This window comes from Microcoleus sp. S13C4, from assembly GCF_036700865.1.
In the GTDB taxonomy this organism is placed as follows: domain Bacteria; phylum Cyanobacteriota; class Cyanobacteriia; order Cyanobacteriales; family Microcoleaceae; genus Microcoleus.
This window is the reverse complement of the sequence record NZ_JAUBPS010000002.1, coordinates 42,939-65,454: the sequence shown is the minus strand read 5'-3', so window position 1 is coordinate 65,454 and position 22,516 is coordinate 42,939. Positions and strand designations below refer to the sequence as shown.

Below are 22,516 nucleotides of genomic sequence, written 5' to 3'. Positions count from 1 at the left end.
CCGACACCGACACCACCAGTGCCGACACCGACACCACCAGTGCCGACACCGACACCACCAGTGCCGACACCGACACCACCAGTGCCGACACCGACACCCCCACTGCCGACACCGACACCCCCACTGCCGACACCGACACCCCCAGTGCCGACACCGACACCCCCACTGCCGACACCGACACCCCCACTGCCGACACCGACACCCCCACTGCCGACACCAACACCCCCAGTAGCTGTCGATCCGCAACCCATACTTGGAAGTCCTGGCATTGTTATTAGTCCGGCATCGGGATTAGTAACTACAGAAGCAGGTGGCACAGACCTATTCACCATCAAACTCAACAGCCAACCTACTGCTGATGTAAAAATTGATTTGCGTAGCAGCAATGAGGCAGAGGGAGTAATTTCGACGGAATCAATTACCTTCAATTCTGCTAATTGGAATCAACCGCAGACTATTACAGTAACGGGTGTGAACGATCGAGTATTTGACCTCGATAAGACTTATCAGATTGTGACTGCCCCTGCTGTCAGTGCGGATAGTAACTACAACGGTCTCAATGCACCGGATGCCACTGTTGTTAACAGGGGTAACACCATACCGCCATCTAACGATCTGATTGCTGGTGGTTCTAGCAACGATCAGATTCTTAGTATTCCCACGGTAAATTTCTCCCCAGCTACTTACCAAGTCAATGAAAGTCGCACAGGAATCGTTCAGAAACAAATTACCCTCACTCGCACAGGGGGGAATATAGACAGCTTTTCCAGGGTGTACCTAGAACCTCCTACTGGTTCAGCGACTTTCGGAACAGATTGGAATATCCCCAATTTCTCTCCTGAAATTACCTTTAACCCAGGCGAAAATACCAAAACTTTCACAATTGACATTTTTCCGGATGGTCAATTTGAGGGAACAGAAGAAATTGCATTTCGGATCACCAATCGGGATAATGCCATTATTGGCACCCAAAACACTGCCAGTCTGAAAATTTTCGATGCTGAGGGGCCTCCTACAATTAATTTCTCCCCAGCTACTTACCAAGTCAATGAAAGTCGCACAGGAATCGTTCAGAAACAAATTACCCTCACTCGCACAGGGGGGAATATAGACAGCTTTTCCAGGGTGTACCTAGAACCTCCTACTGGTTCAGCGACTTTCGGAACAGATTGGAATATCCCCAATTTCTCTCCTGAAATTACCTTTAACCCAGGCGAAAATACCAAAACTTTCACAATTGACGTTTTTCCGGATAGTCAAGTTGAGGGAACAGAAGAAATTGCGTTTCGGATCACCAATCGGGATAATTCCATTATTGGCACCCAAAACACTGCCAGTCTGAAAATTATCGATGCTGAATCTACACTAAACAACCACCCGCCGGTGGTGACTAATAGCCTCGATAAGCAACGTGGTCCCAATCCCCGCCGCGACTTCAGTGTGACTCTTGCTCCCGACACCTTTACCGATTACGATCCAGGTGACAGCCTCACTTATTCCTACTCAATAATTCCAGAGCCGGACCCCAACGGACCCTTCAGCCCCAACCCTCTCGATTGGCTGACCTTCGACCCAAATACCGGCACTTTCATTCCACCCGATTGGCTGACCTTCGACCCCAATACCCTGACCTTTAGCGTGAATTTGAATGCTGGCAATGTTCCCTCATTTTTCTATGTGCCAATTAAGGTGACAGCAACGGACAATGCGGGTGCCAGTGTCAGCGACTTCTTCCACCTGTACCGCAGCCCCAGCTTTTCTGGCATCGCAATTGACGGCTACATATCGGGTGCAACTCTCTTCCTAGATGCCAACAAAAACGGCGTCCTCGATGGTGGCGAACCATCCACCACAACTGATTCAGGCGGTAAATTTAATCTCGATATCCCCTTCGAGACTTTCGACACCAACAAAAACGGAGAAATTGACCCATCAGAAGGCAATTTAGTTGTCACAGGAGGCATTGACACCGCCACCGGATTACCCCTAGAAACACCACTCACTGCACCACCAGATTCTAGTGTTGTCACACTCCTAACCAGTTTAATCGCCGACTTAACCGACAAAGGAATTGCACCAGAAGAAGCCCAATCTTTAGTCAAAGCAGCCCTTTCTCTCCCCGCCGATGTTGACCTAACTAGCTTCGATCCAATAGAAGCTACCAACAACAACATACCGGGCGGAGTCCAAGTCTTAGCCGCCATGGTGAAAGTCCAAAACTTCATCACTCAAACTGCCGCTTTGATTGACGGTGCTTCCAGTGCAGTCAATACCGATATTGTCAAGGCTGTTGTCAGTTCAATTACGGCTCAAATTCAATCGGGTACAGTCTTAAACCTCAGCTCTTCAGCAGCCTTAGAACCAATCATTCAGCAAGCAGCCGCTAAAATCGAGCAAATAGACCCCAGTTTCAACACTCAACAAGTCACCCAAATTACATCGCAAGCTGCCACAGTAATGGCAACAGCCAATCAGCGCATTGATAGCGCTGTCTCCAACCCAACAGCAACATCAATTCCTGAATCACTTGCCCGCCTCCAACAAGTAGCCTTGGGCCCAACAACTCAAGAATTTAAAGAAGTTGGTTCAGGAAATAAACCAATTTCCCAGGTGGTTGCTGACAATACTGGTACTGCTTTAGATAGCAGAATTGAATCTGTAATATTGCCGACTGGGATTGCAACTCCTGTTGTCAGCGGCGATGCAGATTTGGGCAGCAATTCTCCCAATGCAATTCTCGGTACAAATGGCGACGATATCCTGACTGGCGACAGCGCGAATAATGTGTTGATAGGGATGAGGGGCAATGATTCCCTCGATGGAAGTCTGGGAAATGACACTGTTTTCGGTGGCAAAGGTAGCGATACAATCCTGGGAAGTAGCGGTGATGATGTCTTATTTGGCAACCGTGGTGCTGACATTTTGAATGGCGATGATAGTAATGATATTCTTTACGGAGGTAAGGGCGATGATTTGCTGAGGGGCGGTTTGGGACTTGATACTTTGACAGGAGGAATGGGAGTAGATAAGTTCTTACTCTCTACCAATTCCGGTACTGATACGATTACTGATTTTGAAGTGGGTAAGGACTTGTTAGTATTGGGTAACGGGTTGAGTTTCTCGCAATTGGCTATTGCTCAAGATAGCGGTTCGACTTTAATCCGGTTGGCACAAACAGGGGAGATTTTAGCTTCTCTGGGCGGTGTTTCTGCTATCCGTATCAGCGCTGCTAATTTCGGATTGCTTTAAAGGTTCATAATGAGGACTTTAGCCCTTATTATTTTTCCGTCTCTTAGAGACGGACTTCGTTTGTATATATGCGGTTTCAACCGCTGACTATCAAGGCCTAGCTCCCCCCTAGCTCCCCTTAAAAAAGGGGGGGACAAGAATCTTCTCAAAGTCCCCCTTCTTAAGGGGGATTTAGGGGGATCTGGCCTCGGGGGTAAACGAGAGATAAAGAGGGTTTTAGACTTAAGTTGAAACCAATAGCCTAAACCGTATTACTTACAACTCAGCATCGCTGATATCGCATTCCCGGTAACTGCGAAACTAATCCCAACAATTCCAACTGCAAAAGTATACTAGAAACTATTCCCGCTTCTAATCCCGCTGCTTCCACAATTGTATCAAAAGAAATCGGCCCAGATACGATCGCACTTAACACCTTAGCCAATTCCGGCTCCAACGGTGGCCCTTGCTTCTCAACCGTCGGATTTGGAGGAAATAGCGACAACTGCTCGGCATTATCCAATTTTGGCATAGCTCCGAGCATTTCCAACAACCTGTCTTCGCTTAAAAGTCGATCGCTATTTGGCAAAATCGGATGAGCACCTTTACTCAGCAATTCCAAACAACCAAAAGAACGCTCATCATCCAATCTGCCCGTCAAAACATACACATCCCGGCAAAAATCATTCGCTTGATAAGCCGTAATTAAAGCACCAGATTTATGCGGAGCTTCTATCACGATTGTAGCGCGACTTAAGCCAGCAATTATGCGATTTCGGCGCGGAAAATTAGTTTTATTCGGTTGAGTACCCGCTGGATATTCGCTAATTACCAATCCCTGCTGCAAAATGCGATCACACAACCTCTCATTTTGTTTAGGATATACAATATCTACTCCCGTCCCCACCACTGCAAACGTCCTTCCTCCCGCCTCCAAACAGCCTGTATGAGCCTCTGTATCAATGCCCGCAGCCAATCCGGAAACCACAGTAAAACCGTTTCTAGCCAAAGCCGTACTAATTTTGCGAGTCCACCTTCTGCCGTATTCCGAAGGGCTGCGAGTACCAACAATTGCCACCGTTGGCGTAATTCCTTGATTCTCTTTTACATCAACTAAACCACGATAATACAACACTGGCGGCGGATTGGGAATTTCCAATAATAAGCGGGGATAATCTGGATCTGCGGGCGTCCAAAAACAGGGATTTTTTATAAGATGTTTTTCGATAAATTCTTCAGGATTGAGTTTAGTGCGTTCTTGCACAACGGTTTCAATTATCTGCTTGCCGAACCCTTCGATTCGCATAAAATCTACTGATTTTGCCGTCCAAGCTTCTGCCAAACTATTAAAATGTTGGTGCAATCTTTGCAACAAAATCGGCCCGATACCGTTAATTTGTGACCATGCTAACCAGTAAGCGCGTTCTTCTAACAACGAGTTGCCCTCAACTTATCTGAGAACTATTTTATCATTTTTGGTGGAATTATGGTAGGGAAATGGCACTGCCGTTTCCTGTATTTCCACAGGTGCCAGAGTAGGGAAATGGCACTGCCGTTTCCTGTATTTCCACAGATTTAAAAGGGCTATATAAATTTTGTTTTACGAACCGCGAAGGGAATTAAGAGGGAGGTTGACAATTACTGGCTAAGCTTTCCAATCAACGAAACGGGCATAAATATAAGCAATAATTTCTCCGATTACTGTCCGAAAACCTTCGCTCGATTTCCACCATTCTTGTGGGTTGTAATCTTCGGTTTCCGCCGCAATAATCCCGACTTTAATCTCAGGATTCAGCACTTCTTTAAATACAAGCCAACTTCTGCGGGCGTGAGGGCCAAAGGAATAAAGATTAATTGAGTTAACTTTTAAACCTGAAGTAGAAAACCAATCCCGAAGTGCGATCGCAGAAGCAGCAGTGCGGTGTTTCAAAACATTCGCCGCTGGTACTGCTACTAATTTGTTTTTATCAAATCCTAGCACAATAAAAGTCGCGGCAGTCAGTTCAGCATAATTTTTATATTCAGCGAGATAGTAGCCTTTACTTAAAGGAATTCCTGTGGTAATTAATTGGCTGTATTCACCTTTTTTAAATTCCGCGATCGCACTTTCGATCGCATAATCGGGCAACCAGCCTTCGACAACCAATATATCTGCTTTAATCGGCGCATTTACCGCCAAAAATGGATGGATATTTGTGATAATTAAGAGCATTGCAATTATTAATCCCATCAGAGCAATTACCCAGCCTTCCCTGGTAACTGCCCACATTTCTCGGCGGTGAATTAGACTAATTTTGATTTTGAGTTTTCGCAGTCTGGCAAAATTCATATATAGCAATCCTCGCATCATTTGTGAATTTCTTACTCCTTCCCCTTGGGTTCGGGGAGGGCTGGGGTGGGGTAAAAATTTTACGACTCGTGCAAGGATTGCTATAGCAGATATTTAAGCAAGAAGGAAGAAGGAAGAAAGCTCTTCTTTCGTCTTTTCGTCTTCTATACTATTGGTGTTTCAGGTACTCAAAAACGCTTTTATCCCCAATATCCTGCGGCATCGGTTGAAAAAACTTACGCACAGCAAATATGATAAACAAAGCGGCCCAAATAGCCAGCAAAAATTGCTCATTTTCGGCTGACAAAAAGCCGAAAATATGTCCTAAAATTAAGAGAGGAACTCCAGGAGTCAAAAACTTTGTTTCTAGGCGGTTGAAGCAGAAAGCTTCTTTAAAATAAATCCCATTTAAGGCGGCAAAAGTAAAGCCAATTCCCCACAAGGTGGTGGGATGTTCGTACACTGCTAAAGCTAGAGGTTGGCTGCTTTGTACGGCGACAAACAATGCTGCCGCGCCGCCGATCGCCCAAAACACCTGTAGTGTTCGGTGTAGCGCAATCATGTAAATGTGAATAGTTGCCAAGCTGACGCCTAAAGCTATCCAGAAACAAGCAAAAACAGGCGTTACAGCTTGGATTGCAATCGGGTTGTCGCCCTGTTGCAACACCAGAGTAGTGCCGATCGCAAAACACAGCGCCGCCACCCCCAATCCGGCGCGGTAAATCAACACTCCCGTGCGATCGTTTTGAGTAATCGTAAACTCGCCGAATTGTCCTTGATAGACTGGCGATTCATCAGGCGATTTCAGTAGTTGCATTACACCTTCCTCCTATTAGACACGAATGTACTTCTGCCAAGATATACTTTATTGATAAACCGATCCAGCGAGACCGAGCGATGCCTAAATTTAACAAGCCTAAACTTAACCAGCCTAAAGTTAACCAATCTAAAGTGGACGATCGCCCCGATCAAAGCAAATCCCTTCCTTCGCAATCCGAACTTCCTCCAGTTCAGCTTGATGAAACCATTGTAGCAGGCAGAAGACCGAAACCGGTCAACGACTTCCAGCACCTGCTGGAGGAATTATCCGAATTGAGATCGGGGTTCCATCCAGAAATGTTAGCGCATATCGACAAAAATCTCCCCTTTAATACCAAGCAATTTGAAACTAAACTCAGCAAAATTTTGGCTTCTAAAAATATTGATTGTACTCTGAAAAATTCCGTCAAATATCTAGATTACCTCAAGGAAAATATTCAACTCCCCTGCCACGTTACCGGCATAGAAGAGTTTGAATGGGAAGAAGAATATACAATGGGTTCTGGTAGCAAAAAAGAATATGCAAGACTCAAAAAAACTCAACCTTCTTATACTGATAGATTCACAATTAATCGGTTAGATGATTTTGTGATTCAGGAAGAAGGCATATTTGTGGAAGTGCAGCGCGTCGGCGATAGCCAAAAGTTTATGTTGCCTTTATTCGAGTTAGAATCAGTTGATGTAATCTCCCGGAACAATCAGTTGTTAGATGATTATGCCGTGTGGTTTCTCAATTATTAAGGAACAGTGGAAAAGTGGAAAAGTGGGGGAGGGGAAGAATGGGAGAAGGGGAGAGTAGGGGATGAGAAAAACCTTCCCTCTTCCCTCTTCCTTCTTCCTTCTTCCTTCTTAATTAAATGGAAGCTGCAAAGTGCGATCGCGAAACCAAAGCCAAAGCTTCAACCAAACTGCGAACAGCCGCAATCATCGCCACTTCGCTATTAAGTTGGCTAACAGCAGAACCGACACCAACACCCGCAGCACCGGCTCCAATAGCGAGGGGTGCGGTGACGCTGGAGATGCCGGAAGCGCAGAGTACGGGGACTGATACGGCGCGGGAAATTTCAAAGGCTGCCGCCAAAGTAGGCGCTGCTTTTTCAATTAATCCCAATGTGCCGGCGTGAATTGGTTGGGCGCTGGTGCCACCTTCGGTTTGAATGATATTAGCCCCAGCTTTGACTAATTCAATTGCTAATTGCACTTGTTTGTCGAGTGCCAAAATGTGGGGAACTGTTACAGAAAGGGTGATGTTTGGAAATAGCGATCGAGTTTCGCGAGTCAACTGCAAAACTTCCTCAGCTTCAAAGCGGCGGCCTACTGCGTAGAAAGCATCAAAGTTGCCAATTTCAATCAAATCAGCGCCAGCTTCTACCGCAGCCACAAACTTTTCCGGTTCCACAGCCGATACACAAATTGGCAAATTTGTCAACTCTTTTGCCATCAATACCAAATCTCGATCGGCAGCAATATCGACAAACGAAGCACCGCCAAGATCCGCTGCTTTGACGACAGCCGCAACGTTCGCGGCATCAAAATTATTTAAACCGCTGATAATTTTCAGGGCGCGACCTTGCTCAAATGCGCGCTGCAATTTAGAATTTACACTCATCGTTAGTTTTCCAATTCAAAAAATTTCTTAGACTCATTTTGACACAAATTTAGAACAAATTTTAATTTTTAATTCTTAATAGCGGTTAGGTGCAACCTAAGCACCCTAAATAGGTCGATTATGCCTCCAGGACTATATTTTTGATTTTTATAGCAACCGCCAAGACAGTTAGAACGTTCTTAATTGGTGCAACTATTGTTGTGACTGCATTTCCACATCGATCTTCTTCCCTCTTCATTCTTCCCTCTTCCTGACATCCGTTACATCCGTTACACAATCCGTTGCCGAACTTCCCGGCTGGCGAAATTTGTGTACATCTTTGATAACTTGTGCCCAGCCGTCAGAGAGAGATTCCAGAATCCGAGATCCCTTTTCTTTCGTCGCCGCCGTCGCATCGCCCAACACACCACTTTCAGTCAACTCTCGCGTCAGCCAAGCAAAAGGCAAATTTCCTTCCATACTCAGCAAACTGTCGATCGGCAAATTTTTCGGATATTCAGTAACAGCCAGTTCCATTTTCACCTGCGACGGCAAAATTGACAACATCAAACTCGTTTCTGCATCACCCGCGTGAATCCCAAACTGCAACTCTTTCGCAGTTAATAATTCAGCAGCTACATTCGGAACCCGCCAAACAAACAGTGGAAAAACCGAAAAATCCTGATATTTTTGATGAATATCCCGAGCCGCAATTTCCACCACCTGCGGCTGTCCGCCGTGACCATTCATTAACACTAATTTCCGAAATCCTGCCCGGTAAATACTGTCAGCAATTTCGCCGATTACTGCTAAAAGTGTCTGAGCACTGAGCATAATTGTACCGGGAAAATGGCAGTGTTCGTTTGACTTGCCGTAGTACAAAGGCGGCAAAGCATAAGCGGGAATATTTGCCTCTAACTTTGCCAGCGCTTTGCCTGTCACCGCCGCACTAATTGCCGCATCTACAATTAAAGGCAAATGAGGGCCGTGTTGTTCGATCGCACCTAGCGGCTGAATTATAACTGTATTTTCCTTATCCGGCATAGAGTGAATTTCTGTCCAAGTTAGATAGGGAAAAAAGCGTGATTCGGGAATAAAGTTGTGCATATTGTGGTGGCAAGAGCATAGGCAACCAAGACCATCAACTAGCCTAAAAACTAAAAAGTAATTTCCCCGACATATCACATCTTCTGTCTGTCGGTAGATTATATAATATAACAGATGCTTTAAAAGCGCGCTGATATACGCTCGCCAGCTCATACCGAAAGACGTAGAGACGACTAATTGATGGAAGCTTGGCAAACCCCACAAACTAATTTAACCGACATTCCGATCGCCGAGGAACTGTCGCGCCGCACCCCTCGCTCGCACGATCTCAAAGCTGAAAACCTAGCGCTGCAAACGCTGGCGAGACAACTGGCAGCCTCCCCCCGCACGCTGCTCAAAACGCTGGTTGCGATCGCTCAAGATTTGTGCGGCGCAGGCAGCGTCGGAGTCTGCTTGCTAGAAGAAAATGCCACATCAAAACAAATCTTTCGGTGGGTGGCATTGGCGGGCGCGTGGGAAGTCGCAGAACACAGAAATATACCGGGCACATTGTGTTTGTCCGGAGCAGGTCTCGATCGCCAAACTCCACAGCTTTACTTCGCTCCAGAAAAATATTTTACCGACTTGCAGCAACTAGAAAGGCAGATCGCCGAAGCGTTAGTTGTGCCGCTACAAGCAGAAAATCAATCGCTGGGGGCAATATGGATTGTATCTCACGATGCCGATCGCGAATTCGATGCCGAAGACTTGCGGATCGCGATCGCCCTAGCAGACTTTGCCGTTGCCGCCGTACAAATCGATCGCGCCCATCGAACCAAAGAAGCTTTGTTCGATCACGAAGAACGCTGGCAGCTAGCCTTGCAGGGAAACAATGACGGCATTTGGGATCAGAACCTGCAAACAAATTGCCATTTCCTGAGCGATCGCGGTTTAGAGATTTTGGAACGTCGGCCCGAAGAAGTCAAGAACTTCAGCCAATTTTTGAGCTACATTCATCCCGATGATTTGGAGATAATGCAAAGCAATTGGCAGCAGCACTTAAATCGAGAAACCTCACATTACTGCTGCGAGTACCGCATTCGCTGTTTTGACGGGCGCTACAAATGGATTTTAGCCAGAGGGCGAGCAATTTGGGACGAGTCAGGCAATCCCTTGCGGGCCGTGGGCTCCCTCACAGATATCACCGATCGCAAACAAACTGAAATTGCCTTAAAACAAAGCGAAGAACGTTTGAGCGTCGCCATCGAAGGCTCAGGCATGGCAACCTGGGATTTTGACGTGCGAACAAATCGAGTAATTTGGTCGGCGACCCATTTCACCATTTTGGGCTGCGAACCGGTACCAGGCGGCGAAGCAAGCGCGGCTGTGTGGCAAAACTGCGTGCATCCAGACGACTTAGAGCAAGTCATGCAAGCAGCTAAAACAGCTCGGCAAACAGGATCACTTTACTCCCCCGAATACCGGATCATCAGGGCAGACAACGGAGAAATCCGTTGGTTGAGCGCGTTCGGACGCTATCTCTACGACACCGCAGGCGAAGCAGTGCGGTTTATCGGAGTATTATTTGATGCTACCGATCGCAAAAATGCCGAACACGCCTTGCAAAAGAGCGAGCAAACCGTGCGCCGTCAACTTCTAGAGATAGAGTGGCTCTATCAAACAACGCCCGTGGGTTTGGCAGTTTTAGACACAGATTTGCGGTACGTGCGGCTCAACCAGGGGTTGGCCCAAATCAACGGCTTGCCCGTCGAAATGCACATCGGCCGCACCCTACGCGAAATTGTCCCCGACTTGGCAGACACAGCCGAACCTGTGTTGAGCCGCATTCTCGAAACCGGAGAACCAAAGCGAAATTTTGAAATCAGCGGTGAAACCAAAGCTCAACCCGGTGTTGTTCGCACTTGGCTGCTAAATTGGTTGCCGCTCAAAGACACGGGCGGGGAGATTGTCGGAATTAATGTCGTGGTGCAGGAAATTACCGATCGCAAAATGGCCGAACTCGCCTTGCAAGAAAGCAATAACCGCTTTGAGTTAGCTACAAGGGCGATCGACGGCATCCTGTTTGAGTGGGATTTGGCAGCTAATTCAGTTTACCGTTCCGAGGGACTGCACTCTCTCGTCGGTGTCCGCCCAGAGGACGCACCCGCCACACCAGAGTGGTGGAGAGAACGCATCCATCCCCAAGATTTGGCGCGCCTCCAGTCCACGCGGGAATCAATCTTGACTGCTGGCGATCGCTACCAAGGCGAGTACCGAGTCCGGCACGAAGACGGGCGCTGGATCGATGTTTGGGAGCGCGGCTGTTCGATCCGCAACCAGCAAGGTGAACTGACCAAAATAGTCGGCTTCACCAGCGACATTACCAAGCGAAAACAAACAGAAGAAGCACTGCGCGATCGTGAAACCCACCTGCAGTTGATTCTCGACAGCGCCAAAGACTACGCCATCTTCACCCTCGACACCGACGGACACTTTACCAGTTGGAACGCAGGCGCCGAGAGAGTGCTGGGCTATTCCGAAGCTGAAATCGTCGGGCAGCACGGACGAATCATCTTCACCCCAGAAGACTCTGCTTCCCGAATGCCCGAAGCAGAAATGCACACCGCCCTGACTCAGGGAAAAGGAAAAAACGAACGCTGGCACCTCCGCAAAGATGGCAGCCGCTTTTGGGGCAGCGGGCTGGTGATGCCCCTGCGCGACGCAGCCGGCGAGGTGCAAGGTTTCCTGAAAATCATGCAGGACAAAACCGAGCGCCAGCAAATAGAAGAAGCACTGCGGCAAAGCGAAAATCGCTACCGCACCCTCGCCGATGCCGTCCCGCAATTAATGTGGATCAACACCGCCGACGGCAGGTTAGAGTTTTGCAACGAGCACTGGAAAAGCTACACGGGCATGAGGCCAGCAGAATTTCCGCTGGCTGCACCGGTGCTGCAATTATTTCATCCTGACGATCTGCCAACAGTTGTCGCCACGCGCACCAAGGCGATAGAAACAGGGGAATCCTACGAATTTGAGTGTCGGGTACGCAGGTTTGACAGCACCTACCGCTGGCATCTAGCACGGCTAGTTCCCATCAAAGACAGGAGGGGACAGGTGGTGCAATGGGCCGGGATCGGCATTGATATTGACGATCGCAAACGAGCAGAAGAAAGCTTAGCAGAAAGCGATCGCCGCTTCCGCTTCCTGGCTGAGTCGTTGCCCCACCTGATTTGGAACGTAGATTCCGCCGGGGAAACTCGCTTTACCAATCAACAAAAGTGGTCGGAATATCTGGGGATGTCTTACGAGGAAGCAGCTCAAAATAATTGGGAGTCCGTGATGCCACCGTCCGATGTGGCACAAGCTTTTGCCCGCTGGGAAGAATGTCGAATCACCGGAGAAGTTTATCAACTTGAGCTGCGCCTGCGGCGGGCAGCAGATCAAATGGAACGCTGGCATTTGTCCCGGGCCATCCCCATTCGCGACGCAGGGGGCGAAATTGTCGAGTGGATCGGCTCGAATACCGATATTCACGATCGCAAACAAGCCCAACTCAATGAGCAGTTTCTCTCCGATCTCGAACTCCGCTTGCGCCAGTGTTCCAACCCCGCAGAAATGTTGTGGGAAGCCATGAATAGTCTGGGAGAGTATTTACAGGTCGATCGCTGCATTTGGCACGAAATCGATTTAGAAGCCGATCGGGCAATTGTCGAGCAAGACTGGCACCAGTCCGACCTTGCCAGCACGGTCGGCATCTATAAAATCTCAGACTTTAAGATGCCAGAACTTAAAGCTCTCTCTATCGCAGGTCAAACAGTTGTCATCTCAGATATCGCTAATCACCCCCATACAGCGAATTTGGTCGATAACTACGGTGCCGTGTCCATTCGCGCTTTAGTCGATGTTCCCTGCCTTCAGGAAGGGCGCTGGGTGGCTCTTTTGTTGGTGGCATCAAAGGCTGTGCGGCACTGGCGGGCCGATGAAGTTTCGCTGATGCAAGAAGTGGTGGCTCGCCTCTGGACGGTAATTCTGCACGCGCGAGCCCTGCAGGAGCTGCACGAAAGCGAGGCTCGGTTCCGCGCTCTAGCTGACAACATCGCTCAGTTAGCCTGGATGACAGATGCTGCTGGGGGGATTTTCTGGTACAACCAGCGCTGGTTTGACTACACGGGCACAACCCTAGAGGAAATGCAGGGCTGGGGCTGGCAGCGGGTGCACCACCCGGAACACGTCGATCGCGTTGTCGCAAAATTTAGGCGCTGCATTGAAACAGGCCAAGCCTGGGAAGATACTTTCCCCTTGCGCGGCAAAGACGGCTCGTACCGCTGGTTTCTCTCCCGCGCCGTGCCGATTCGCGACGAGCAAAACAAGCTGCTGCGCTGGTGTGGCACCAACACTGACATTACCGATCGAAAACTTGCAGAAGCGGAACGGGAACGCCTTCTAGCGCGGGAAAAGGCAGCGCGGCAAGAAGCAGAACAGGCTAACCGCGTCAAAGACGAATTTTTGGCTGTTTTGTCCCACGAATTGCGGACTCCCTTAAACCCGATTTTGGGCTGGGCGAAGCTGCTTCAATCGAACCTTCTGACACCCCAAAAGCAACGTTATGCCTTAGAGACGATCGAGCGCAACGCCAAACTGCAAACCCAGCTTATCGAAGATTTGCTCGACGTGTCGGGGATTCTGCAAGGCAAGGTCAGCTTGAATATTGCACCTGTGGATTTAGCCTGGGTCATCGGCGCTGCTATTGAAACGGTCCGTCTGGCGGCGGAAGTCAAGTCGATTCCAATCAGCACTCAATTTGCACTGAATCTCGGCTCGGTTTTGGGCGATGCGGGCCGACTTCAGCAGGTAGTCTGGAATTTGCTGTCAAATGCCGTCAAGTTCACCCCGCCGGGAGGCAAAATTGATGTCGTTCTCGATCGGGTTGACACGAACGCCCAAATTACTGTAAGTGATACTGGAAAAGGTATCGAACCAGATTTTCTGCCCTATGTCTTCGACTACTTCCGGCAAGCTGACAGCACGATGACGCGCAAGTTTGGCGGATTGGGTTTAGGATTGGCGATCGTCCGCCATCTCGTCGAACTCCACGGCGGCACGGTGAAATGCGACAGTGCCGGCGAAGGAAAAGGCGCAACCTTGACCGTCTGGATACCTCTGATGCCCGTGCAACCTCAGACAAGTTCTGCGGGAACTACGCCACCGGAGGAATCCTTCGATTTGAGTGGTATCAGGGTGTTAGCGGTGGATGATGATGCCGATGCGCGAGATTTGGTGGTTTTTCTGCTTGAGGAGTGTGGGGCAAGTGTTACAGCAGTTGCTAACGCCGCCGATGCCTTGGCGGTTTTAACCCAGTCTGTTCCTGATTTGCTGTTGAGCGATATTGGAATGCCCGACACCGACGGTTATATGTTGCTGCGGCAGGTTCGGGCTCGGGCGCCAGAGAAAGGGGGACTGGTTCCGGCGATCGCCCTCACCGCTTATGCTGGAGAAATGGACTATCAACAGGCGCTGGCTGCAGGGTTCCAGCGGCATCTTTCTAAGCCTTTAGACCCCGAGAAGTTGGTGCAGGCGATTTGGGATTTGCTCGATCGATCGGGCCCAAACATTGTTTAAGGTCTTTTTGTGTCTCAAAAGTCTTTATTTAATGAACCGCGAAGACGCAAAGAACGCGAAGGAAGAAGGGAAGAAGAAAGGAAGATGTTAGTAATGTCAAGTCCGGTTATGTCTGAAATATTGCACCATTCTCAATAAGGATTTTATTGACTCGCTAGGAGCAACGGCCCACAAGAAAATTCATCTGTTGTGGCACAGGGCGGAAAGCCTGTTCATGAAAATGGTGCAATATGTCAGATGTAACTACTTTTATCGTGGTTCGAGCGGGCATCCTCTCAAACAAAAAAACCCCGCCAAGGGAGGTTTTTTGATCATTATTGGTGCTGATCGGACAGGTTAAAACATCCTGTCCCTGCATCATGCCCACAGCCCTAAGACTCTATTCTTAGCGGTAGTCGGTGCGAACGGCGGGGTCACGGTCACGATCTGCGGTTGTAGTAGTGTAGCGGACATTTTCTTCGCGTTTTTTGGGAATCAAACCTAACAAACCGGACAAGCCGAGCAAGCCCAACCATCCCCAATCAAAGTCGCGATCGTTATCAGCACTGTAGACATCGGAGCGAGGACTTGTGGTGGTGGTAGTGCTGTTAGTACCGCTCGTAGTACCGCCAGTTGTACCTGTCTGAGCTGAAGCAGGGAGATGAGCTGGTGCTAGGGCTAAACCAGCAGCTATAATACCTGCACCGATTGCTTTGGATAAATCAGAACGTTTCATAATTCAAATGCTCTCTGTTGGGAAAAATCTTTAACTATTAAAACTATATCGATTGGCTTTTAAAGTTAAATCCACCTCTAGCAGTAAAGATTGTTATGTTCCACGTATAACTACAGATTGATATCCAATTTTTAGCAGGCGCACAAAATTAAAGATTGCTCGCGGAGGCACTCCGGCACTAGAAATCGCGGGTCTGACACCTCACTCGGTTGTGAGGCACTCCGGCACTCCCGACCACAGACAAGGTGTTGTTGACAAAAAAAGGTAAACTCAGATATTGCACAGACAACTGTTGGAACTCGATCGACGGAGATCAAAACTTTTGGGTATAGAGTTACGCAGCTACGTATTTCTAGACAACTTGCAGCCGCAGCACGCAGCATACATTGGCACAATCGCCGCCGGATTCTTGCCGCTGCCTGGGGATGCGTCGCTGTGGATAGAAATCTCGCCCGGTATCGAAATTAACCGAATTACCGATGTCGCCCTCAAATCTGCCTCCGTACGCCCCGGAGTCCAGATAGTCGAACGCTTGTACGGCCTTCTGGAAGTACACTCAAGTCAGCAGGGGGAAACGCGGGCCGCAGGCAAAGCAATTCTAGAATTCATGGGAGTCCGCAGAGAAGAAGGTATCAAACCGCGAGTGATTTCCAGTCAAATTATTCGCAACATTGACCCCCACCAAACACAATTAATCAACCGCACCCGCCGCGGACAGTTGCTGCTGGCGGGACAAACGCTTTACGTCTTAGAAGTAGAACCGGCAGCCTATGCAGCGCTGGCGGCCAATGAAGCAGAAAAAGGCGCATCTATTAACATCTTAGAGGTTCAGGCTGTCGGTAGTTTCGGACGGCTTTACCTCGGCGGCGCAGAACGAGATATTATAGCAGGTTCCCAGGCAGCAATTGCGGCGGTGGAAAGCGTGACGGGTCGAGAAAATCCAGCAATTTTTGGCCGCAAGGAATAGCCGTTAAAGGAGATGTAATTATGGCAAACGCACAGCATTTAGCGCTGTTAAAAAAAGGTGCAGTTACTTGGATTGAATGGAGAAGTCTCAACCCAAATCTAGAACCGGATCTGGGCGAAGCTAACCTCGCCGAAGCAAATTTCCGAGGTGCTGATCTTGGGCGATCGAACCTTTTTAAAACCGATTTGTTTAAGGCTAAATTAATTGCCGCAAACCTCGCTGAATCCAACCTTAGTTTAGCAAATCTTGCCGGAGCGCAACTGCTCGAAGCTAATTTAATTAAAGCTAATTTAACGGGTACAAACCTCCGAGCGGCCGACATGAAGGGAGCTGATTTGAGCGGTGCTAATTTAATTGGGGCTGACCTCACCGCTGCCAATCTCCAACAAACCGATTTCGGAGATGCGAATTTAATCGGTGCGGTGATGTCGCAAGTTAATGCGATGGGTGCCAACCTCAACTTTGCCAATCTCAGTCAAGCCAATCTCAGTCAAGCCGAATTGATTGAAGCACATTGCTATGGAGCCAATTTCTCTAAGGCTAACCTCGGGGAAGCTCACTTCACTGGAGCATATCTTTTCAGGGCAACTCTCTGTTTTGCGGAGTTGATCGCTGCCGATTTCCGGTGGGCAAACCTTGGCAAAGCTGATTTGACAGGGGCTAATTTGACCGGGGCAAATCTCAGGGGAGCGAACTTGGCGGGAGCTAATCTGGGCGAAGCTATTTTGAAAGGAACAATCATGCCTGACGGCAGCATGGTTTCATAAATGTTGGATAATATTTGGTCCTGTAAAATAACCGCGATAGTTTAAAAAAAGCCAGTTGCGCGTTTACCGAAAGGATTGCCAAAATATGAGCTTTTGGGGCGGGTCGAGGCTTTCTCTCTAATACAAATCCGAGATTGAGTAAACCCGCCTCGGCTCAAAACTCGCAACTGTCGATCGATTAATTTTTGCGGGTCGGTGATACTTGATAAAGTCCTCTGACGGGACCTTGATCTGGCTGTGAATTTTCCTGCTGTGCTGGAAGTGTAAACTGATCTTGGAGTCCGGGGGGAGTGGCGAAACAGCCACTGGGCTGAGGTGCTAGCTGACAAGCTGGAGGCAGTGCCATGACTGAGGAATCGAAGGGATTGACGGCATCTGGGACGCGGAGAATCGGATCGCTGGAAACTTGCCGCTGCATTACTCGTCGGTAGAAGCCGTTGACGCGACTGGCATCCCGCTCAATTTCTTTTTCGGGAAAGGCAACGACGCCGCTGGGGGAACCGATGCCTAAATAGTCGCCCAAGTAACCTTGCAAACTGACGTTGTGGTAAAAGTCTCCTGAAGCTTGAAAAAATTGTCGGTTGAAGTCGTCGGCAATTGGGTGAAATCGCTCTGTTTGTGCTTGAGCTGGCTTGACGTATGCCGTGGCGGCAGAGGCGACAGCGAGAATCAACGCGCCGCTCAGGCTTTTTAACTTTTGACTCATATATTTGGGCCTCCTTAATTAATTCCGATTCCAATATAAACTGATTATCGACGGATTATTTGTGTTTTTTACACGGTGTGAGTTATGAATGCTGCGGATTTAAAGGTGTTGCGCGATCGACTTCTAGATTTGTTGTGCGAGTTTGCCTATCGTGAAGGCGACTTTGTACTGTCTTCGGGGCAGAAAAGTTCTTATTACATTAACTGCAAACCTGTGACGCTGCACGCTGAAGGTGCTTTGGCAACGGGACGTTTGCTGTTGTCCATGCTGTCGTCGGATGTGCAAGCTGTGGGCGGTTTGACTTTGGGCGCTGATCCGATTGTAACTGCGGTGAGTGTGGTTTCGGCTCTGGAAGGTCGATCGATTCCGGCGCTAATTGTCAGAAAGGAGACGAAGGGACACGGGACAATGGCGTATATTGAGGGGCCACTGTTGCCAGAGGGGACGAATGTGGCGGTTTTGGAGGATGTGGTGACGACGGGTAAGTCGGCGATGCAGGCGGTGGAACGGTTGCGGGGTGCGGGTTATAAAGTCGATCGCGTGTTGTCGCTGATTGACAGAGAGCAAGGTGGTGCGGAGTTTTATCGTTCTGTTGGATTGGACTTTGAAACAGTTTTTACGATTAATGATCTTCAAAAGTGGATGGCTAGCAAAAAATAGGGAAAAGTGCGATCGAACTGACCGAAGATCACCTTTTTCATGAACAGGCTTTCGGGCCTCTTCCACAAGAGTTTTCAAGATGTTTTTTTCTCGTTACCAGGCAGAGCCTGGTAATGAATATCTAGAGGCTCTTCCTCCATTTGAAGTGAGGAAATCGGTGTTTTATTGGGTGGGATTAGAAACTAGGCCCGCTCTAATTTTATCAAAATCAGCTCAGGTACTTGCAGCCCAATGGAAAATCAAGTTTTCTGTGCTAAACAAGCGCAAGCTTTCAGGTTCAGAATCTATACCAATCGGCTAATTTTAGCAGAGGGAACTTATAACCTGAGTGATAGATTAACTAGAGAAGACTGTTTTAAGATGTGAGATGACCTGGCGCAAGGAGAAGCAGTAATGATTTTACCTGCATCTATTAAACAGAAATGGAAACTACTGGCAACAGCCTTTATTTGTCCTCTGACACTAATTGGTGTTGGCATTCAGCAACAACCGCTTCAAGCACAACAAAATCCATCTAAGACGAATGTTGCTGCTTTGCCAGATGGTATTTACCTGTACGGAGATTCGCCACAGCCCAACCAAGTTCTTCAAAACTATATTGTGTTTCAACGCCAGAACGATCGCGTAGTTGGTGCAATCTACGCGCCGCGATCGGACTTTGCGTGTTTCACTGGTAAAATTCAGGGAAATACACTGTCCGGGAAGGCAATCTCGGCCGGAAAAATTCAAGCAGTTGAAGTCAATACTCAGCTAACCAATCTGCATTCTATTCGCACAATTAGCTCAAACGATCGGCGGATTCTTTCAACGTGCCAACAGACAGCGCGAGCTAACATATCCAGGTAAATCTTTTACTTAGCTCAAGTGCTGCATTAGGCTGGCGGTGCGTTACACTGCGTTAACGCACCCTACGAATTGAAAATTTCTGCTTACCAGGATTTGCCTGGTAATAAATATCTAGAGGCTATGCCTCGATTGAAAAATAGTACAAAATATGAGCTTTTACCCCCAACTTAATGGCCCTGAAAAAAATCCGTTTTATTGACTTATTCTCAGGAATAGGCGGCATGAAATGAGCGTTTGAATCCGCCGCTCGTTCCCTGAATCTGAAAACGGAATGCCTCTTAAGCAGCGAAATCAATCCCGACGCTCAGTTAGTTTACCAGGAGAGGGTAGGCAGCTAATTGACTATGGCGGTGGCAATTCTCTTCATTCTTGGGAACTGGGTTTGCGAGGCGAGTTGAGTGTAGACGAAATTGAGTTTATGAAAACTTTTATCTTGACAAGTTTAAATAAAGAATTTGGGCAAGACCCAGATGGCAAGCTATTAACTAAAGAGCAAATAGCTACTTTTTTTGCTCGTGCCAATATCGATAAAATTTTGAATTCCTTGATCACAAAAAAGTACCTGCAAGGGAACAGCGCAATTCTCCTTTTCGGAAACTCCTTTTAATATAACCTTAACTAAGGTGTTCCATCAGCACCATATTTTTGGGCGAGCAGGATGCCCGCCCCACAAGAAACGAAACAGCTTTACGATTAAGTAAGGTGGACAATGCCCACCCTACGAATTAATCCAATTAGCTTTGGGCTACAGGTTCCTTAGCCAAAAACTTTTCTAATTCCGTCAAAGCATCGGCATCAACCTTAGTCTGCATCGGACAGAATTTAGGGCCGCACATCGAACAGAATTCAGCAGTTTTGTAGATATCCGCCGGCAAAGTTTCGTCGTGATATTCCTTTGCGCGTTCTGGATCTAATGACAGCTCAAATTGACGGTTCCAATCGAAATTGTAACGCGCTTTCGAGAGTTCATCATCGCGATCGCGCGCACCCGGACGGCCCCGTGCAATATCTGCAGCGTGAGCCGCGATTTTGTAAGCAATCAGCCCGTTTCGGACATCCTCAGCATTCGGCAATCCTAAGTGTTCCTTCGGTGTCACGTAACACAGCATTGCAGTACCGTACCAACCAGCCATCGCGGCCCCAATTGCTGAGGTAATGTGGTCGTATCCAGGCGCAATATCTGTCACCAACGGCCCCAAAACATAGAAGGGTGCTTCGGAACACTCCTCCATTTGTTTCTTGACATTAAACTCAATTTGATCCATCGGAACGTGGCCCGGGCCTTCCACCATTACCTGCACGTCATGTTCCCAAGCTTTGCGAGTTAATTGTCCCAAAGTTTTGAGCTCAGCTAATTGAGCTTCATCCGACGCATCGTGAGTGCAACCGGGGCGGAGGGAATCTCCCAAACTAAACGAAACATCGTATTTTTTGAAGATTTCAATGATGTCGTTAAAGTGAGTGTAGAGGGGATTTTGTTTGTGGTGATGCAGCATCCACCTGGCCAAAATGCCACCGCCGCGAGAGACGATTCCAGTTAGTCTATTTTTTACCAACGGCAAATGCTCAATCAAAATTCCGGCGTGAATTGTTTGGTAATCAACACCTTGTTGAGCGTGTTTGTCAATGATGTGAAGAAAGTCATTCGGCGTCAGACTTTCCATATTACCGTGAACGCTTTCTAGTGCTTGGTAAATTGGTACAGTACCGATCGGTACCGGTGAAGCTTTGATAATTGTAGTACGAATTTCATCCAAATTCCCGCCGCCGGTGGACAAGTCCATCACGGTATCAGCGCCGTATTTCACTGCTAGTTTAAGCTTGTCAACTTCTTCTTCCATATTGGAAGAGTTGGGAGATGCACCGATATTAGCATTGACTTTGCATTTAGAGGCAATGCCGATCGCCATCGGTTCCAAATTCGGGTGATTGATGTTAGCGGGAATAATCATCCGTCCCCGCGCTACTTCGGCGCGGATAAGTTCTGGCGGGAGATTTTCTCGCTTAGCAACAAAGTGCATTTCCTCAGTAATTACACCTTGGCGGGCGTAGTGCATTTGAGATACATTGCTCTGGCCCTGACGCTTAGCGATCCATTCGGTACGCATATTTAATTTCCTTGATAAACAGCTTCCCTCCGCTGGTATTACCCAGACTCAGGTTCTAAGGGTGTTTTCTCAGCCCGGATATTCGGGCACCCCTAGCTAAGCTGTTGATTGTATCACCGATTTCTGGGTGCGACGGCAGCAAGTAAGGAAATCTTAATATTGAGAGATAGATGAGGGGAGCGAGCGCCCTTTTGGGGCTTCTGATATTTCTGCTGTTTAAAAAGTACACGCGAGCGAAGCTATCCCGAAGGGAATCGCACCCCATTTAACAACCTAAAAACAATCACACCTCATCAGGATTAATCCCCATTTCGCGCAATTTTGCTGCTAGGCGATCGGCCCGTTGTTTTTCTTCTTCAGCGCGAAGGTATTCTTGTCCAGCGCGAAGGCATTCTCGTTCCGCCCGCAGGCTTTCTTGTTGAGCACGTTCCTCCCCAATTAACAACAAATTCCCTTCACTATCCCACCAGCGCAACCAAGGCAAATTCATCTCATCATATTCACCTTGCCAAATTCCCAACTCAACTCCAAGCTGAGGAATCGGATAGTGACCTCGCTCATTTGCACTCATTAGCTGATAGCGATTATCCTCTAAATGATACATTTCTACAGAAGCTTTTTTCACTTCATAAATGCCGTAGTAAGGCACGCGAATCGCCTGTTCGTAAACCCAAAATTTGCCCACCTTTTGTTCTTCCGCTTGACCTGGTTAGGGCGGCGGCGTTCTATCTCGCTCTTCTGCACCATTGCCCGACACAAATTCCAGTACAATCAGCGGTGCAACGTATTCTTTCCACAATACATAAGAACGTCGCACCTCACCATTTAATAGTGGGGGAACATTCGGCACATAAAACCAATCCGGCGCTTCGGCACCGCGTTCGAGAGGGTCAGTTAAACGCCAATAAATCCCACAATTTTGACCGATGCGATAGCGTCCGTCAGGATGAATTCGTTGCAATATTGGTCGGAGTGAATCAGTGAGAATAATGCTTTGAGGAAGTTCTTGAAAGTTTTTCACAAAAGTACCGTCCGACTCTGGTAATTCAGTGTGCTCTGGGAGATGTCTGACTTCCAATTCAAATGATTTGGCAATAGTCATAAAACTTGCGAGGAGTTGAGGAATTAAAGTTATTAT

Annotated in this window: 16 protein-coding genes, 1 pseudogene and 1 riboswitch; of the genes and pseudogenes, 8 read left to right on the top strand and 9 right to left on the bottom strand. The window is 48.1% G+C overall.

The window, feature by feature from the left end:
* On the top strand, nucleotides 1-3,249 hold a 3,249-nt coding region (locus tag QT996_RS01635), incomplete at its 5' end, for a Calx-beta domain-containing protein (protein ID WP_333044146.1).
* Nucleotides 3,250-3,511: 262 nt separating this feature from the next.
* Here QT996_RS01635 and dprA read toward each other — a convergent pair.
* The 3 genes from dprA to QT996_RS01620 all read right to left on the bottom strand — a co-directional run bounded on the left by dprA (nucleotide 3,512) and on the right by QT996_RS01620 (nucleotide 6,374).
* Nucleotides 3,512-4,663 carry a DNA-processing protein DprA gene (gene dprA / locus QT996_RS01630; RefSeq protein ID WP_333044145.1) on the bottom strand — a complete coding sequence of 384 codons (1,152 nt, stop codon included), beginning with the start codon at nucleotides 4,661-4,663 and terminating at the stop codon, nucleotides 3,512-3,514.
* Nucleotides 4,664-4,873: 210 nt separating this feature from the next.
* Nucleotides 4,874-5,557: a YdcF family protein gene (locus tag QT996_RS01625; RefSeq protein ID WP_333044144.1), complete on the bottom strand. Its 684-nt coding sequence runs from the start codon at nucleotides 5,555-5,557 to the stop codon at nucleotides 4,874-4,876.
* Between the two features lie 169 nt (nucleotides 5,558-5,726).
* Nucleotides 5,727-6,374 carry a DUF2301 domain-containing membrane protein gene (locus QT996_RS01620; protein WP_333044143.1) on the bottom strand — a complete coding sequence of 216 codons (648 nt, stop codon included), beginning with the start codon at nucleotides 6,372-6,374 and terminating at the stop codon, nucleotides 5,727-5,729.
* A gap of 80 nt (nucleotides 6,375-6,454) precedes the next feature.
* On the opposite strand from QT996_RS01620, the gene QT996_RS01615 reads away from it, so the two are divergent.
* Nucleotides 6,455-7,117 (top strand): calcium-binding protein, encoded by a 663-nt coding sequence (locus QT996_RS01615; protein ID WP_333044142.1) that lies wholly within the window; start codon nucleotides 6,455-6,457, stop codon nucleotides 7,115-7,117.
* Nucleotides 7,118-7,229: 112 nt separating this feature from the next.
* Here QT996_RS01615 and QT996_RS01610 read toward each other — a convergent pair whose 3' ends face one another.
* Both QT996_RS01610 and QT996_RS01605 read right to left on the bottom strand, forming a co-directional pair.
* Complete coding sequence (locus QT996_RS01610) at nucleotides 7,230-7,985, bottom strand: DUF561 domain-containing protein (protein WP_333044141.1); 756 nt, start codon at nucleotides 7,983-7,985, stop codon at nucleotides 7,230-7,232.
* 234 nt (nucleotides 7,986-8,219) lie between these two features.
* On the bottom strand, nucleotides 8,220-9,071 hold the full coding sequence (locus tag QT996_RS01605) for a creatininase family protein (protein ID WP_333044140.1): 852 nt from the start codon (nucleotides 9,069-9,071) through the stop codon (nucleotides 8,220-8,222).
* Between the two features lie 180 nt (nucleotides 9,072-9,251).
* Here QT996_RS01605 and QT996_RS01600 point away from each other — a divergent pair, with 180 nt between their 5' ends.
* Complete coding sequence (locus QT996_RS01600) at nucleotides 9,252-14,609, top strand: PAS domain S-box protein (protein WP_333044139.1); 5,358 nt, start codon at nucleotides 9,252-9,254, stop codon at nucleotides 14,607-14,609.
* Nucleotides 14,610-14,994: 385 nt separating this feature from the next.
* On the opposite strand, the gene QT996_RS01595 is transcribed toward QT996_RS01600, so the two are convergent.
* Nucleotides 14,995-15,324 carry a WGxxGxxG family protein gene (locus QT996_RS01595; protein ID WP_333044138.1) on the bottom strand — a complete coding sequence of 110 codons (330 nt, stop codon included), beginning with the start codon at nucleotides 15,322-15,324 and terminating at the stop codon, nucleotides 14,995-14,997.
* A 322-nt stretch (nucleotides 15,325-15,646) separates the two neighbouring features.
* On the opposite strand from QT996_RS01595, the gene QT996_RS01590 reads away from it, so the two are divergent.
* Together QT996_RS01590 and QT996_RS01585 are read left to right on the top strand one after the other, a co-directional pair.
* A complete protein-coding gene (locus QT996_RS01590) occupies nucleotides 15,647-16,291 on the top strand; it encodes a hypothetical protein (protein ID WP_333044259.1) in 645 nt (214 codons plus the stop codon).
* Between the two features lie 20 nt (nucleotides 16,292-16,311).
* Entirely contained in the window at nucleotides 16,312-17,058 is a 747-nt protein-coding gene (locus QT996_RS01585) for a pentapeptide repeat-containing protein (protein WP_333044137.1), read from the top strand.
* Nucleotides 17,059-17,236: 178 nt separating this feature from the next.
* Here QT996_RS01585 and QT996_RS01580 read toward each other — a convergent pair whose 3' ends face one another.
* Complete coding sequence (locus tag QT996_RS01580) at nucleotides 17,237-17,764, bottom strand: hypothetical protein (RefSeq protein WP_333044136.1); 528 nt, start codon at nucleotides 17,762-17,764, stop codon at nucleotides 17,237-17,239.
* An 84-nt stretch (nucleotides 17,765-17,848) separates the two neighbouring features.
* On the opposite strand from QT996_RS01580, the gene pyrE reads away from it, so the two are divergent.
* The 3 genes from pyrE (at nucleotide 17,849) to QT996_RS01565 (ending at nucleotide 19,877) form a co-directional block, all read left to right on the top strand.
* Nucleotides 17,849-18,424, top strand: a complete 576-nt coding sequence (gene pyrE, locus QT996_RS01575; protein WP_333042585.1) for an orotate phosphoribosyltransferase — start codon at nucleotides 17,849-17,851, stop codon at nucleotides 18,422-18,424.
* Nucleotides 18,425-18,817: 393 nt separating this feature from the next.
* Nucleotides 18,818-19,270, top strand: coding sequence for a hypothetical protein (locus tag QT996_RS01570; protein WP_333044135.1), 453 nt, complete (start codon nucleotides 18,818-18,820; stop codon nucleotides 19,268-19,270).
* Nucleotides 19,271-19,688: 418 nt separating this feature from the next.
* Nucleotides 19,689-19,877 (top strand): hypothetical protein, encoded by a 189-nt coding sequence (locus QT996_RS01565; RefSeq protein WP_333044134.1) that lies wholly within the window; start codon nucleotides 19,689-19,691, stop codon nucleotides 19,875-19,877.
* Between the two features lie 127 nt (nucleotides 19,878-20,004).
* Here QT996_RS01565 and thiC read toward each other — a convergent pair whose 3' ends face one another.
* The gene (gene thiC / locus QT996_RS01560) at nucleotides 20,005-21,378 is read right to left on the bottom strand and encodes a phosphomethylpyrimidine synthase ThiC (protein WP_190741580.1); all 1,374 of its coding nucleotides are present in this window, start codon (nucleotides 21,376-21,378) and stop codon (nucleotides 20,005-20,007) included.
* A 7-nt stretch (nucleotides 21,379-21,385) separates the two neighbouring features.
* Nucleotides 21,386-21,482: riboswitch (TPP riboswitch) on the bottom strand.
* Between the two features lie 179 nt (nucleotides 21,483-21,661).
* Nucleotides 21,662-22,480, bottom strand: a pseudogene (locus QT996_RS01555) (Uma2 family endonuclease).
* Nucleotides 22,481-22,516: the final 36 nt, after the last annotated feature.

Bases quoted from the DNA above. Each gene is read 5' to 3' on its own strand.
- QT996_RS01625 (WP_333044144.1), bottom strand. From the start codon at position 5,557: ATGAATTTTGCCAGACTGCGAAAACTCAAAATCAAAATTAGTCTAATT.
- QT996_RS01620 (WP_333044143.1), bottom strand. From the start codon at position 6,374: ATGCAACTACTGAAATCGCCTGATGAATCGCCAGTCTATCAAGGACAA.
- QT996_RS01615 (WP_333044142.1), top strand. From the start codon at position 6,455: ATGCCTAAATTTAACAAGCCTAAACTTAACCAGCCTAAAGTTAACCAA.
- QT996_RS01610 (WP_333044141.1), bottom strand. From the start codon at position 7,985: ATGAGTGTAAATTCTAAATTGCAGCGCGCATTTGAGCAAGGTCGCGCC.
- QT996_RS01605 (WP_333044140.1), bottom strand. From the start codon at position 9,071: ATGCACAACTTTATTCCCGAATCACGCTTTTTTCCCTATCTAACTTGG.
- QT996_RS01600 (WP_333044139.1), top strand. From the start codon at position 9,252: ATGGAAGCTTGGCAAACCCCACAAACTAATTTAACCGACATTCCGATC.
- QT996_RS01595 (WP_333044138.1), bottom strand. From the start codon at position 15,324: ATGAAACGTTCTGATTTATCCAAAGCAATCGGTGCAGGTATTATAGCT.
- QT996_RS01585 (WP_333044137.1), top strand. From the start codon at position 16,312: ATGGCAAACGCACAGCATTTAGCGCTGTTAAAAAAAGGTGCAGTTACT.
- QT996_RS01580 (WP_333044136.1), bottom strand. From the start codon at position 17,764: ATGAGTCAAAAGTTAAAAAGCCTGAGCGGCGCGTTGATTCTCGCTGTC.
- pyrE (WP_333042585.1), top strand. From the start codon at position 17,849: ATGAATGCTGCGGATTTAAAGGTGTTGCGCGATCGACTTCTAGATTTG.
- QT996_RS01570 (WP_333044135.1), top strand. From the start codon at position 18,818: ATGATTTTACCTGCATCTATTAAACAGAAATGGAAACTACTGGCAACA.
- QT996_RS01565 (WP_333044134.1), top strand. From the start codon at position 19,689: ATGAAAACTTTTATCTTGACAAGTTTAAATAAAGAATTTGGGCAAGAC.
- thiC (WP_190741580.1), bottom strand. From the start codon at position 21,378: ATGCGTACCGAATGGATCGCTAAGCGTCAGGGCCAGAGCAATGTATCT.